This is a genomic window from Streptomyces flavofungini, from assembly GCF_030388665.1.
In the GTDB taxonomy this organism is placed as follows: domain Bacteria; phylum Actinomycetota; class Actinomycetes; order Streptomycetales; family Streptomycetaceae; genus Streptomyces; species Streptomyces flavofungini_A.
Map to the genome: position 1 here is coordinate 6,286,347 of NZ_CP128846.1, position 12,676 is coordinate 6,299,022.

At 71.7% G+C, this 12,676-nt stretch carries 12 protein-coding genes and 1 pseudogene; 9 read left to right on the plus strand and 4 right to left on the minus strand.

What is annotated here, in order from left to right:
• The first annotated feature begins 49 nt into the window (after nucleotides 1-49).
• From QUY26_RS26660 to QUY26_RS26680, 5 genes are all read left to right on the plus strand, one after another.
• Nucleotides 50-1,204 (plus strand): carbohydrate kinase family protein, encoded by a 1,155-nt coding sequence (locus QUY26_RS26660; RefSeq protein WP_289950915.1) that lies wholly within the window; start codon nucleotides 50-52, stop codon nucleotides 1,202-1,204.
• Between the two features lie 177 nt (nucleotides 1,205-1,381).
• Nucleotides 1,382-2,491, plus strand: a complete 1,110-nt coding sequence (locus QUY26_RS26665; protein WP_289950918.1) for a PhoH family protein — start codon at nucleotides 1,382-1,384, stop codon at nucleotides 2,489-2,491.
• A 12-nt stretch (nucleotides 2,492-2,503) separates the two neighbouring features.
• The gene (gene ybeY, locus QUY26_RS26670) at nucleotides 2,504-3,001 is read left to right on the plus strand and encodes an rRNA maturation RNase YbeY (protein WP_289950919.1); all 498 of its coding nucleotides are present in this window, start codon (nucleotides 2,504-2,506) and stop codon (nucleotides 2,999-3,001) included.
• A gap of 4 nt (nucleotides 3,002-3,005) precedes the next feature.
• On the plus strand, nucleotides 3,006-4,313 hold the full coding sequence (locus QUY26_RS26675; RefSeq protein ID WP_289950921.1) for a hemolysin family protein: 1,308 nt from the start codon (nucleotides 3,006-3,008) through the stop codon (nucleotides 4,311-4,313).
• Nucleotides 4,310-4,666, plus strand: a complete 357-nt coding sequence (locus tag QUY26_RS26680; protein ID WP_289950923.1) for an MmcQ/YjbR family DNA-binding protein — start codon at nucleotides 4,310-4,312, stop codon at nucleotides 4,664-4,666. Before QUY26_RS26675 ends, QUY26_RS26680 begins: the two co-directional genes overlap by 4 nt.
• A gap of 19 nt (nucleotides 4,667-4,685) precedes the next feature.
• Here the strand turns inward: QUY26_RS26680 and QUY26_RS26685 are convergent, their stop codons facing one another.
• Nucleotides 4,686-5,738, minus strand: a complete 1,053-nt coding sequence (locus QUY26_RS26685; protein ID WP_289950925.1) for an MFS transporter — start codon at nucleotides 5,736-5,738, stop codon at nucleotides 4,686-4,688.
• Between QUY26_RS26685 and QUY26_RS26690 the strand changes: the two are divergent.
• From QUY26_RS26690 to era, 3 genes and pseudogenes are all read left to right on the plus strand, one after another.
• Nucleotides 5,736-5,909 (plus strand): annotated as a pseudogene (locus QUY26_RS26690) (MmyB family transcriptional regulator); the annotation flags it as partial. The gene QUY26_RS26685 and the pseudogene QUY26_RS26690 overlap by 3 nt on opposite strands.
• Before the next feature lie 30 nt (nucleotides 5,910-5,939).
• On the plus strand, nucleotides 5,940-6,293 hold the full coding sequence (locus QUY26_RS26695; RefSeq protein ID WP_289950927.1) for a cytidine deaminase: 354 nt from the start codon (nucleotides 5,940-5,942) through the stop codon (nucleotides 6,291-6,293).
• Between the two features lie 126 nt (nucleotides 6,294-6,419).
• Entirely contained in the window at nucleotides 6,420-7,382 is a 963-nt protein-coding gene (era, locus tag QUY26_RS26700; protein WP_289950929.1) for a GTPase Era, read from the plus strand.
• A 174-nt stretch (nucleotides 7,383-7,556) separates the two neighbouring features.
• Here era and QUY26_RS26705 read toward each other — a convergent pair whose 3' ends face one another.
• The 3 genes from QUY26_RS26705 to QUY26_RS26715 form a co-directional block, all read right to left on the minus strand.
• Complete coding sequence (locus QUY26_RS26705) at nucleotides 7,557-8,987, minus strand: GH1 family beta-glucosidase (protein ID WP_436840410.1); 1,431 nt, start codon at nucleotides 8,985-8,987, stop codon at nucleotides 7,557-7,559.
• A 62-nt stretch (nucleotides 8,988-9,049) separates the two neighbouring features.
• The gene (locus tag QUY26_RS26710; protein ID WP_289950934.1) at nucleotides 9,050-9,316 is read right to left on the minus strand and encodes a protealysin inhibitor emfourin; all 267 of its coding nucleotides are present in this window, start codon (nucleotides 9,314-9,316) and stop codon (nucleotides 9,050-9,052) included.
• Between the two features lie 88 nt (nucleotides 9,317-9,404).
• Nucleotides 9,405-10,478, minus strand: coding sequence for a M4 family metallopeptidase (locus QUY26_RS26715; protein WP_289950936.1), 1,074 nt, complete (start codon nucleotides 10,476-10,478; stop codon nucleotides 9,405-9,407).
• 324 nt (nucleotides 10,479-10,802) lie between these two features.
• On the opposite strand from QUY26_RS26715, the gene leuA reads away from it, so the two are divergent.
• Nucleotides 10,803-12,527 carry a 2-isopropylmalate synthase gene (gene leuA, locus QUY26_RS26720; protein WP_289950938.1) on the plus strand — a complete coding sequence of 575 codons (1,725 nt, stop codon included), beginning with the start codon at nucleotides 10,803-10,805 and terminating at the stop codon, nucleotides 12,525-12,527.
• Nucleotides 12,528-12,676: the final 149 nt, after the last annotated feature.

Below are 12,676 nucleotides of genomic sequence, written 5' to 3' on the forward strand. Positions count from 1 at the left end.
CGGCGGCGTGCGAGGGCGGGTTGTCGGGGGCCTGGGTTACGTTGCCCTCATGGCCGTACCACCCGCCGTACCACCTGGCGTATCGCAGCAGACACCCGCCGCGGCTGCGGAGACCGTCGTCGACCCCCTCAAGTCGGCGCGCAGAGCGGGCGATCCGCCCTGCGACGTGTACCTGACCGGGACCGTCTTCCTCGACATCATCTTCACCGGCCTCGACTCCGCGCCCGTGCGCGGCACCGAGTCGTGGGCGCGCGGCATGGGGTCGAGCCCCGGCGGCGTCGCCAACATGGCGAGCGCCCTCGCCCGGCTCGGCCTGCGCACCTCCCTGGCCGCCGCCTTCGGCGACGACCACTACGGCGAGTACTGCTGGGACGCCCTGGAGCGCGGCGAGGGCATCGACCTGTCGTCGTCACGGACCGTTCCCGGCTGGCACTCGCCGGTGACGGTCTCGATGGCGTACGAGGGCGAGCGGACCATGGTCAGCCACGGCCACGAGCCGCCGCCCGACGCGGACTCCCCGGACGGCGGCGCCCCGAAGTGCCCGCCGCGGGCGCGGGCCGCCATCGCCTCCCTGGTGCCCGGGGCGCGGGCGCCCTGGATCGCCGCGGCGGCCCGGCGCGGCACCCGGATCTTCGCGGACGTCGGCTGGGACGACACCGGGGCCTGGGACCTGGCCGCGCTGCCCGACCTGGCGCACTGCGAGGCGTTCCTGCCGAACGCCCAGGAGGCCATGCGGTACACGCGCACCACCTGCCCCCGCGCCGCCGCGCACGCCCTCACCGAGCACGTGCCGCTCGCCGTGGTCACCCTCGGTGCCGAGGGGGCGTACGCGGTCGACGGGCGCACCGGCGAGACCGCGTCCGTGCCCGCCATCGAGGTGGAGGCCCTCGACCCGACCGGGGCGGGCGACGTGTTCGTGGCGGGCTTCGTCACCGGCACCCTGGCCGGATGGCCGCTCGCCGACCGGCTCGCCTTCGCCGGGCTCACCGCGGCGCTCTCGGTGCAGGAGTTCGGGGGGTCCCTCTCGGCGCCCGGGTGGGCCGAGGTGGCGGCCTGGTGGCGGCGCGTCGGCGAGTTCGACGAGCAGGACCCGGTGGCCCTGCGGCGGTACGCCTTCCTGGAGGACCTGCTGCCCGCGGGCGGCGGCCGGGCCTGGCCGCTGCGGCGCGCGGTCCCGACGATCGGCTTCGGGCGCTCCCTGTAGGCCGCTGTCGGCGGGCCCCGCCCGTTCCCGCTCGTTCCCTCCTGTTCCTGCCAGTCCTCGCCTGTCCCGGAAAACGGCTTAGGCCTTGTCAGTGGCACGCCGTACGCTTGGCAGTGCAGAAGTCGCCGCGCGGCGAGTCCCTGACGAGGAGGTTGTGCAGGCCTTGAGGGCCGGCCCATGACGCAGACACCGACAGCTCAGACCCCTGCGCGGCCGCAGGACGCGGCCCAGGACACGGCACGGACGCGGGCGCCCGGGAAGGGCACCGGCAAGGCACATTTCTCCGTCCCGGCCAAGCACCCCATGGTGATGGTCCTGGGCTCCGGAGACGCGCTGCTGCGAGTGATCGAGAAGGCCTTCCCGGCGGCCGACATCCACGTCCGGGGCAATGAGATCAGCGCGGTCGGTGACGCCCACGAAGTCGCCCTCATCCAGCGCCTGTTCGACGAGATGATGCTGGTGCTCCGCACCGGACAGCCGATGACGGAGGACGCAGTGGAACGCTCGATCGCCATGCTCAGGGCGGACGACAGCGGCGAGGCGGACGGCGAGGAGACCCCGGCCGAGGTCCTGACCCAGAACATCCTCTCCTCCCGCGGCCGCACCATCCGCCCCAAGACGCTCAACCAGAAGCGGTACGTCGACGCGATCGACAAGCACACGATCGTGTTCGGCATCGGCCCCGCGGGCACCGGCAAGACCTATCTGGCCATGGCCAAGGCGGTCCAGGCCCTGCAGTCCAAGCAGGTCAGCAGGATCATCCTGACCCGCCCCGCGGTGGAGGCGGGCGAGCGCCTCGGCTTCCTGCCCGGCACGCTCTACGAGAAGATCGACCCGTATCTGCGCCCGTTGTACGACGCGCTGCACGACATGCTGGACCCGGACTCGATCCCGCGCCTGATGGCCGCGGGCACCATCGAGGTCGCCCCGCTGGCGTACATGAGGGGCAGGACCCTGAACGACGCGTTCATCATCCTGGACGAGGCGCAGAACACGAACCCCGAGCAGATGAAGATGTTCCTCACCCGCCTCGGCTTCGACTCGAAGATCGTGATCACGGGCGACGTGACGCAGATCGACCTGCCGAACGGCACGAAGTCCGGTCTGCGCCAGGTCCAGGACATCCTCGACGGCGTGGACGACGTGCACTTCTCGCGGCTCACGTCCTCCGACGTCGTACGGCACAAGCTCGTCGGCCGTATCGTCGACGCGTACGAGAAGTACGACAACGAGAACGGCACGGAGAACGGCTCGCACGCCAGCCGCGGCCGGTCCAGAGGGAAGTAGCGGAACAGCACCATGTCGATCGACGTCAACAACGAATCCGGAACCGAGGTCGACGAGCAGGCGATCCTCGACATCGCCCGCTACGCGCTCGCGCGGATGCGCATCCACCCGCTCTCCGAGCTCTCGGTGATCGTCGTGGACGCCGACGCCATGGAGCAGCTGCACGTCCAGTGGATGGACCTGCCCGGGCCCACGGACGTCATGTCCTTCCCCATGGACGAGCTGCGCCCGCCCATGAAGGACGACGACGAGCCCCCGCAGGGCCTCCTCGGCGACATCGTGCTCTGCCCCGAGGTCGCGCTCAAGCAGGGCCAGGAGGCGCCGACGCAGCACTCCATGAACGAGGAGCTCCAGCTCCTGACCGTCCATGGAGTGCTGCACCTCCTCGGGTACGACCACGAGGAGCCGGACGAGAAGGCCGAGATGTTCGGCCTGCAGGCGGCCATCGTCGACGGCTGGCGCGCGGAGCAGGGCCTGACCGGTCCGTCCCCGGCGCCCACCGTCTCCTGACGCCGTGTCCGTCCAGCTGATCGCCGGTGCGATCGCCCTGGTCGTAGTGGCCTGGCTCGCCGCCTGCGCCGAGGCGGGACTCGCCCGCGTCTCCAGCTTCCGCGCCGAGGAGGCCGTGCGGTCCGGGCGGCGCGGCAGCGCGAAGCTCGCGCAGGTCGCCGCCGACCCCGTCCGCTACCTGAACGTGGCCCTGCTGGTGCGGGTGACCTGCGAGATGGCGGCCGCCGCCCTCGTCACGTACGCCTGTCTGCAGGCCGTCGACGCCACCTGGGAGGCGCTCGCCATCGCCATCGGCGTGATGGTGCTCGTCAGCTACGTCGCCGTCGGCGTGTCCCCGCGCACCATCGGCCGCCAGCACCCGCTGAACACCGCCACCGCCGCGGCGTACGTCCTGCTGCCGCTCGCCCGCGTCATGGGCCCCGTCCCGGCGCTCCTCATCCTCATCGGCAACGCCCTCACCCCCGGCAAGGGCTTCCGGCGCGGCCCGTTCGCCTCCGAGGCCGAGCTGCGGGCCATGGTGGACCTCGCCGAGAAGGAGTCCCTGATCGAGGACGACGAGCGCCGCATGGTGCACTCCGTCTTCGAGCTCGGCGACACCCTCGTGCGCGAAGTCATGGTCCCGCGCACCGACTTGATCTCCATCGAGCGCTACAAGACCGTCCGGCAGGCGCTGACGCTCGCGCTCCGCTCGGGCTTCTCGCGCATCCCCGTGACCGGCGAGAGCGAGGACGACGTCGTCGGGATCGTGTACTTGAAGGACCTCGTCCGCAAGACGCACATCAACCGCGACGCCGAGAACGACCTCGTCTCCACGGCCATGCGGCCCGCGACGTTCGTGCCCGACACGAAGAACGCCGGGGACCTGCTGCGCGAGATGCAGCAGGAGCGCAACCACGTCGCCGTCGTCATCGACGAGTACGGCGGCACCGCGGGGATCGTCACCATCGAGGACATCCTGGAGGAGATCGTCGGCGAGATCACCGACGAGTACGACCGCGAGCTGCCGCCCGTGGAGGGGCTGGACGGCGACCGCTACCGCGTCACCGCCCGCCTCGACATCGGCGACCTCGGCGAGCTGTACGGCCTGGAGTCCTACGACGACGAGGACGTCGAGACCGTCGGCGGGCTGCTCGCCAAGGCCCTCGGGCGGGTGCCGATCGCCGGGGCCTCGGCCGTCGTGGACCTCCCCGACGGGCGGGCCCTGAAGCTCACCGCCGAGGCGGCGGCCGGGCGGCGCAACAAGATCATCACGGTCCTGGTGGAGCCGGTGACCCCGCAGGACCCCGACTCCGGTGAGGGCGGCACGCGATGACCCCCTCCGAGCTCCGGGCGTTCTGCCTGTCCTTCAACGACGCCGTCGAGGAGTTCCCCTTCCGGCCCGAGACGTCGGTGTTCAAGGTCGCGGGGAAGATGTTCGCGCTGTCCTCGCTGGACGCGGAGCCGCTGACCGTGAACCTCAAGTGCGAGCCGGAGATCGCCCTCCGGCTGCGGGCCGCCCACCCCGAGATCGTGCCGGGCTGGCACATGAACAAACGCCACTGGAACACGGTGTCCCTGTCCGGGGACCTCCCCGACCGCCAGGTCCGCGAACTCATCGAGGACTCCTACGACCTGGTGGTGGCGGGGCTGCCCCGGGCGGTACGGCTGCGGCTCGACCGGCCCTAGCGGGCCGGACGGGCCGGGGTCACGGGCGGCGTCGGCGCAGGCCCACGGCCACCAGGGCCGCCGTGGCCAGGACGATCAGGGCGTCGAGGGTCAGGACGGTCCGGGTGCCCGCGAGGACGTCCGACGAGGTCGTGGCGAGGACGCCGAGGAGCGGGATGCCGATCGTGATGCCCACCTGCTGGGTGGAGGTGACGAGCCCGCCGAGGTTGCCCCAGGCGACGGTGCGGCGCCGCAGCATCGGCAGCGAGACCAGCGGCGCGGCGGCGCGCGACTCGACGTACCCGAAGAGGGCGAGCAGGCCGACGCCCGCGATCAGCGTGACGATCACGTCGGTGCCGCCGAAGCCGCGCTCGGCGGCGGTGGAGAGCGCGTAGATGAGGGCGAGCAGCCCGCCGGTGACCGTGACGGCGCCGGGGACGTCCAGGCGCGGCCGGTCCGGGGTGCGGGACTCCGGGAGCAGGCCGGGGGCCAGCGGCAGCACGATCAGGGCGAACAGCGTGAGCAGGCCCATCGTGGAGCGCCAGCCGAGGGTGTCGGTGAGGACGCCGCCGAGGACCATGCCGACGGTGAAGCCCAGGGAGAGCAGCGTGCCGGAGATGCCGAGCGCGCGGTCCCGCTGCGGGCCCTCGGGGAACGTCGTGGTGAGCAGCGACATGCCGGTCGGCACGATCGCCGCCGCGCCCACGCCCTGCAGCGCCCGCCCCGCGAGGAACGACGCCGGGTCCCACGCGAGCGTCGCGAGCAGTGAGGCCGCGCCGAACAGCGCGAGGCCGCCGAGGAACAGCCTGCGCCGCCCGAAGAGGTCACCGAACCGCCCGAAGAGCAGCAGGAAGCCGCCGGACGGCAGCGCGAAGGCGGTGACGGCCCACTGGAGCGCGGCATGGCTCATGCCGAGGTCCGAGCCGAGGGCGGGCAGCGCCACGTTCAGGACGGAGAAGTCGAGGGCGACCATGAACTGCGCGGCGCACAGCACGAAGAGGATGAGCCGGTCGCGGCGGGAGAGCCGGGGCGGTGGCCCGGCGGGAGCGGCGGCCCGCGCGGCGGCGGACTTCGGGCCCGCGCCGGTGGCCATCCGCTCGTCGGCACCCTGCACGTGGAGTCCACCGCCCTGAGGGTGCCCGCGCGGCCCGACCTCACGATCGTGCTGCACACGCCGCTGCCGCTGGCCGACACCGCGGCGAAGCTCGCCTGGCTGGCCTCCCCGGAGGCGTGGCGCGGGGCGATGTACCGGGTGGCCGGTTAGGCGGGCCCGCGGCCTCCTTATGCTCGTGCCATGACTGAGCGCACCGACCTCGGCCCCGAGGACCAGAAGATCGTCACCCTCGCCCGCTCGGCCCGCGCCCGCAACGGCGTGCCGGAGGGCGCGGCGGTGCGGGACGAGACGGGGCGTACGTACGTCGCCGGGACGGTGTCCCTCGCCTCCCTGGAGCTGTCCGCCCTGCGCACGGCCGTGGCCATGGCCGTGGCGTCCGGCGCGGAGTCCCTGGAGGCGGCCGCGGTCGTCTCCGCCGCGGAGGCCCTGTCCGCGGAGGATCTGGCCGCGGTACGGGATCTGGGCGGGCCCGGGACGCCGGTGTTCCTGGCGGGCCCGGACGGGGCGGTCCGGCTGACGGCGGAGACGGCCTGAAACCGGGGGATCAGCCCGCCCGGCGCTTGAGGGCGAGGCGCGAAGCGCCAAAAGGCGGGGAAAGGGGCGCAGCCCCATACGATGGAGAACCGCCCAAGGCGCCCCCGCCCGAAAAGATCAGGGACAATGGGCGCCATGAGCGTGCGTACCCAGTCACCCGAGCCGTCCGAGCAGGCCGCCCACCGCGCCGGTTTCGCCTGCTTCGTCGGCCGCCCCAACGCGGGCAAGTCCACCCTCACGAACGCTCTGGTCGGCAAGAAGGTGGCGATCACCTCGAACCGGCCGCAGACGACGCGGCACACCGTGCGCGGCATCGTGCACCGCCCCGAGGCCCAGCTGATCCTGGTCGACACCCCCGGCCTGCACAAGCCCCGCACGCTGCTCGGCGAGCGGCTCAACGACGTGGTGCGTGCCACCTGGGCCGAGGTCGACGTCATCGGGTTCTGCCTGCCCGCCAACGAGAAGCTCGGGCCCGGTGACCGGTTCATCGCCAAGGAGCTGGCGTCGATCAAGAAGACGCCGAAGATCGCCATCGTCACGAAGACCGACCTCGTCGACAGCAAGGCCCTCGCCGAGCAGCTCATCGCCATCGACCGGCTCGGCAAGGAGCTCGGCTTCGAGTGGGCCGAGATCGTGCCCGTCTCGGCGGTCGGCGAGCAGCAGGTCGACCTGCTCGCCGACCTGCTGGTCCCGCTGCTCCCCGAAGGGCCCGCGCTCTACCCCGAAGGGGACCTCACCGACGAGCCCGAGCAGGTCATGGTCGCCGAGCTGATCCGTGAGGCGGCCCTCGAAGGCGTGCGGGACGAGCTGCCGCACTCCATCGCCGTGGTCGTCGAGGAGATGCTGCCCCGGGAGGACCGGCCCGCCGACAAGCCGCTCCTCGACATCCACGCCTTCGTGTACATCGAGCGGCCCAGCCAGAAGGGGATCATCATCGGCCCCAAGGGCAAGCGGCTCAAGGACGTCGGGATCAAGTCCCGCAAGCAGATCGAGGCGCTCCTCGGTACGCCGGTCTACCTCGACCTGCACGTCAAGGTCGCCAAGGACTGGCAGCGCGACCCGCGCCAGCTGCGCAAGCTGGGCTTCTGACCTCGCGGGGGCGCCCCGGTCCCACCCCTTCCCGAAACCGGGGCTCCGCCCCTGGACCCCGGGGGTTGGTGTCCCGTGCGGGTGGGACAGTCCGCCGCCGATCGCGCTGCGCGCTCGTCCTCAAGCGCCGGACGGGCTGTTCCTAGCCCGTCCGGCGCTTGAGGACGAGGCCGTTCAGGCCGATCGGGGGTCCAGGGGGCGGAGCCCCTTGGTTTCAGGAAGGGGCGGGACCGGGGCGTTCTGCGCGAGCAGCTCCTGCCGCAGCCACCCGTAGGACGCCTTCGGCGTCCGCTTCTGCGTGGCGTGGTCCACGTGGACCAGGCCGAACCGCTGGGCGTACCCCTCGGCCCACTCGAAGTTGTCGAGGAGGGACCAGACGAAGTAGCCGCGAACGTCGACGCCGGCCTCCAGGGCGCGGTGGAGGGCGCGCAGATGGCCGTCGAGGTAGCTGATGCGCTCCTGGTCGTCCAGGCCGTCGTAGGAGCAGCCGTTCTCGGTGATGACGAGGGGCGGGAGGCGGTCGGCGTAGCGGTCGCGGAGGGCGAGGAGGAGTTCGGTGAGGGCTTCGGGGACCACGGGCCAGCCGAAGGACGTGGTGGGGTAGCCGGAGATCGGCCTGGGGGAGAAGGGGAGTTCGGGGGGCAGGGTGAGGCCCGAGAACTCGGTGGGGGCGGCCTCGGCCAGAGGCGCGCCCACCTTCGTGGGCTGGTAGAAGTTGATGCCGTACCAGTCGATCGGCTCCGCGACGACCGCCAAGTCGCCGTCCAGGTCGGGCACTTCGGCGCCGAGCAGCTCGCCGATCGGTTCGGGGTAGCGGCCGGTGATCAGCGGGTCGGAGAACAGCCGGTTGAGGAGCACGTCGTAGAGGTCCGCGGCCTCGCGGTCCGCGGCGGCGTCGGAGGCGGCCCAGGTCGGCCCGTGGGAGTTCGCCACGCCGATGTCACCGGCCCCGGCCGCCCGCAGCGCCCGCACCGCGAGCCCGTGGCCGAGGAGCTGGTGGTGGGCGGCGGGCAGGGCGTCGAAGAGGAGCTGCTGACCGGGGGCGTGCTGCCCGAGGGCGTGGCCGAGGAGGGTGTGCTCGGCGGGCTCGTTCAGGGTGATCCACTTCGGTACGCGGTCCCCGATGCGGGCGGCCACCACGGCGGCGTACTCCGCGAACCGGTGCGCGGTGTCCCGCGCCAGCCAGCCCCCGGCCTCCGCCACGGCGAGCGGCGTGTCCCAGTGGAAGAGGGTCGGCACGGGGCGCACGCCCGCCGCGCACAGCTCGTCCACGAGGCGGTCGTAGAAGTCCAGGCCCCGCTCGCTGACCTCGCCGCTGCCCCGCGGCAGCACCCGCGGCCAGGAGACGGAGAAGCGGTACGCGCCCACGCCGAGGTCGCGGATCAGGGCCACGTCCTCGCGGTAGCGGCGGACGTGGTCGCAGGCCACGGCGGCCGTGGTGCCGTCCTTGACGGTGCCGGGCAGGGCGGTGAAGGCGTCCCACACCGAGGGGCCGCGCTCGTCGGCGGCGCCCTCGATCTGGTGGGCCGATGTGGACACCCCCCACAGGAAGTCGCGGGGGAAGCGGGGCAGCGGTGCGCGCGTCGTCGCCATGCGCGCGATCATCCGTACCGGCCGGTACGGAAGTCAACGCCCGTGCGGCAAGCGGTTCCCGGCGCCCGCGGGAGCTACGAGCCCTCCTTGAGCACCCGCGTGATCAGCGTCCGCTGGTCCTCCGTGAGCCGGGGGTCCGAGCAGTACACGGTCCGCTCGTCGATGGTGATCTGGTAACTGAAGCCGTCGGGCACCCCGACGGGGGGTGTGCCCCGGCCGTCGGCCGCCGCCCGCTCGGCCAGGGCGTGCCACTCCTGGGCGTCGGGGCGCGCGGTGGTGTCCACCTCCGCGTACCGGTCGATGCCCGCGAAACCTCCGGTGCGCTTCACCTGGATACGCATGGGTCCTGTCTACTCCAGGTGCCCGCGCCCCGCCAGGCGGCCCCGTCAGGACCGTCGTTCATCGGCCGGGTCAGGCGTCGGGCGCCCGTCAGGTGGCGGGCACCTTGACCTGCGACCAGGCGTCCAGGACCGCCTTGAGCTCCTCGCCGTCGCCGTACTTGGCGCGGGCCGCCGCCACCGTCAGCTTCGCGAAGTCCGTGAAGGAGGCGTCCTGGGCCAGCTCGCCGCCGGTCAGGACGGCGTACCAGATCTGTCCGGCCCGCTCCCAGGCGTGCCCGCCGAGCGCCTCGGCGACGAGGTGGAAGGCGCGGTTGGGGATGCCGGAGTTGATGTGCACGCCGCCGTTGTCGCGGCCGGTGCGGACGTAGTGGTCCATGTCGGCGGGCTGCGGGTCCTTGCCGAGCACGTCGTCGTCGTACGCCGTGCCGGGCTCCTTCATGGAGCGCAGCGCCTTGCCGGTGACGCGCTCGGCGAGCAGGCCCGCACCGATCAGCCAGTCGGCCTGGTCGGCGGTCTGGCCGAGGGTGTACTGCTTGATCAGCGAGCCGAAGACGTCCGCCATGGATTCGTTGAGGGCGCCGGGCTGGCCGAAGTAGGTGAGGTTCGCCGTGTACTGCACGACGCCGTGGGTCAGCTCGTGGCCGATGACGTCCACGGGGATGGTGAAGTCGAGGAAGATCTCCCGGTCCCCGTCGCCGAACACCATCTGCTCGCCGTTCCAGAAGGCGTTCCCGTAGTCCTCGCCGTAGTGGACGGTGGCGTTCAGGGGCAGCCCGGAGCCGTCGATGGAGTCCCGCTCGAAGTGCTTGAAGAACACCTCGAAGGTCGCGCCGAGACCGTCGTACGCGCGGTTGACGGTGGCGTCCTTGCCGGCCTTCTCGCCCTCGCCGCGCACCTTGCGTCCGGGCAGGTCCGTGCGGTGCTTGGCGTCGTGGACGGTGCGGTGCGGCTTGCCCTCCTCGGCGCCCTTGGGCGCGGCGACGGAGGGGGCGCCGACGACCGTGGTCAGGCGGCGCTGGGTGCGCTCGTAGGCGTCGCGCTGGAGGGTGCGGCGGGCGGCTCGGGCGAGCGCGGGGTCCGAGGACTGGGCGAGCCTGTCCAGGACCACGGGTGGCACGATCGTGCAGAAAACGGGCTCGAATCCCGTCGGGTTGGCGGTCATGTGCGGCAATGTGGCACTGGGTCATGCCGCTGTCACTAGCTGCCACCATGATTGGTGAAATAGCCGCATACGGACCTACGGCATCCTCTTCAGGTGATATGCGGCACCTTTTGTCCGTTACGTGCCCGCGGTCCCGCATACTGATACACGCCCGCGCATTCCGCGGACCTCGGCTAGGCTGCCCCGCATCATGCGTTTCGGGCTGCTTCTCCTTAGCTGCCGCGGCGAGGGCCTGTAGCAGAGGCCGACCCCCTCCCCGCGGAGTTCGGTGCTGTGCTAGACCGTCGGCCGTCCTTCCGGACCTTCCGAGGAGCCCCGCACACCATGCCGAACTTCCAACGCCCCAGCTCCATGCCGATCCACAAGTACGGCACGTACGAGCAGGTGGACATCCCCGACCGGACCTGGCCCGACCAGCGCATCACGGTCGCCCCCCGCTGGCTGTCCACCGACCTGCGCGACGGCAACCAGGCACTCATCGACCCGATGTCGCCCGCCCGCAAGCGCGCCATGTTCGACCTGCTGGTACGCATGGGCTACAAGGAGATCGAGGTCGGCTTCCCGTCCTCGGGGCAGACCGACTTCGACTTCGTGCGCTCCATCATCGAGGACGAGGACGCCATCCCCGACGACGTGACGATCTCGGTCCTCACGCAGGCGCGCGAAGAGCTGATCGAGCGCACCGTGGAGTCCCTGAAGGGCGCCAAGCGCGCCACCGTCCACCTGTACAACGCCACCGCGCCGGTCTGGCGCGAGGTGGTCTTCCGCGGCTCCCGCGACCAGGTCAAGCAGATCGCCGTCGACGGCACGCGCCTGGTCATGGAGTACGCGGACAAGATCCTCGACCCGGACACCGTGTTCGGCTACCAGTACAGCCCGGAGATCTTCACCGACACCGAGCTGGACTTCGCCCTGGAGGTCTGCGAGGGCGTCATGGACGTCTGGCAGCCCGACGCCGACCGCGAGATCATCCTCAACCTGCCCGCCACCGTGGAGCGTTCGACGCCCTCCACGCACGCGGACCGCTTCGAGTGGATGTCCCGGAACCTGTCCCGTCGCCGTGACGTCTGCCTGTCCATCCACCCCCACAACGACCGCGGCACCGCCATCGCCGCCGCCGAACTCGCCGTGATGGCGGGCGGCGACCGCGTCGAGGGCTGCCTGTTCGGCCAGGGCGAGCGCACCGGCAACGTCGACCTGGTCGCGCTGGGCATGAACCTGTTCAGCCAGGGCGTGGACCCGCAGATCGACTTCTCCGACATCGACGAGGTCCGTCGCGTGTACGAGTACTGCACGCGCATGGAGGTCCACCCGCGCCACCCCTACGCGGGCGACCTGGTCTACACCGCCTTCTCCGGCTCCCACCAGGACGCCATCAAGAAGGGTTTCGACTCGATGGAGGCCCGTGCCACGGCGGCGGGCAAGACGGTCGACGACATCGAGTGGGCCGTGCCGTACCTGCCCATCGACCCCAAGGACGTCGGCCGCTCCTACGAGGCCGTCATCCGCGTGAACTCCCAGTCCGGCAAGGGCGGCGTCGCGTACGTCCTGAAGAACGACCACAAGCTGGACCTGCCGCGGCGCATGCAGATCGAGTTCTCGAAGATCATCCAGACGAAGACCGACAGCGAGGGCGGCGAGGTCACGCCGGACGCGATCTGGAGCGTCTTCCAGGACGAGTACCTGCCCAACCCCGACAAGCCCTGGGGCCGCATCCAGGTCAAGAACGGCCAGACGATCACGGACGTCGACGGCACCGACACCCTCACCGTCGAGGCCACCGTCGACGGCGCCGACATCACCCTGACCGGCTCCGGCAACGGCCCGATCTCCGCGTTCTTCAACGCCCTGCAGTCCGTCGTCGGCATCGACCTGCGCCTGCTCGACTACCAGGAGCACACGATGAGCGAGGGCGCCTCCGCGCAGGCCGCCTCCTACATCGAGTGCGCCATCGGCGACCGCGTCCTGTGGGGCGTGGGCATCGACGCGAATACGACACGTGCCTCCATGAAGGCCGTCGTCTCCGCCGTCAACCGCGCGGCCCGCTGATCCCGCCGGACTCCCGTTCGACCGGGCGCTTTCCCGGCCCCGTCCGCCCTCGTGGCGGGCGGGGCCGGCGCGTGTCCGGGGGCTGGTCCAGGCCAGCAACCGGCCATCTCCCGTACGGGGTACTGACGCGGCATCATGGATGTGGCTAA

Excerpts from the sequence above, each read along its gene's own strand:
- QUY26_RS26715 (WP_289950936.1), bottom strand. The coding sequence starts at position 10,478 with ATGACCGCCAACCCGACGGGATTCGAGCCCGTTTTCTGCACGATCGTG.
- leuA (WP_289950938.1), top strand. The coding sequence starts at position 10,803 with ATGCCGAACTTCCAACGCCCCAGCTCCATGCCGATCCACAAGTACGGC.
- QUY26_RS26685 (WP_289950925.1), bottom strand. The coding sequence starts at position 5,738 with ATGGCCACCGGCGCGGGCCCGAAGTCCGCCGCCGCGCGGGCCGCCGCT.
- era (WP_289950929.1), top strand. The coding sequence starts at position 6,420 with ATGGGCGCCATGAGCGTGCGTACCCAGTCACCCGAGCCGTCCGAGCAG.
- QUY26_RS26665 (WP_289950918.1), top strand. The coding sequence starts at position 1,382 with ATGACGCAGACACCGACAGCTCAGACCCCTGCGCGGCCGCAGGACGCG.
- QUY26_RS26705 (WP_436840410.1), bottom strand. The coding sequence starts at position 8,987 with ATGATCGCGCGCATGGCGACGACGCGCGCACCGCTGCCCCGCTTCCCC.
- ybeY (WP_289950919.1), top strand. The coding sequence starts at position 2,504 with ATGTCGATCGACGTCAACAACGAATCCGGAACCGAGGTCGACGAGCAG.
- QUY26_RS26695 (WP_289950927.1), top strand. The coding sequence starts at position 5,940 with ATGACTGAGCGCACCGACCTCGGCCCCGAGGACCAGAAGATCGTCACC.
- QUY26_RS26660 (WP_289950915.1), top strand. The coding sequence starts at position 50 with ATGGCCGTACCACCCGCCGTACCACCTGGCGTATCGCAGCAGACACCC.
- QUY26_RS26710 (WP_289950934.1), bottom strand. The coding sequence starts at position 9,316 with ATGCGTATCCAGGTGAAGCGCACCGGAGGTTTCGCGGGCATCGACCGG.
- QUY26_RS26680 (WP_289950923.1), top strand. The coding sequence starts at position 4,310 with ATGACCCCCTCCGAGCTCCGGGCGTTCTGCCTGTCCTTCAACGACGCC.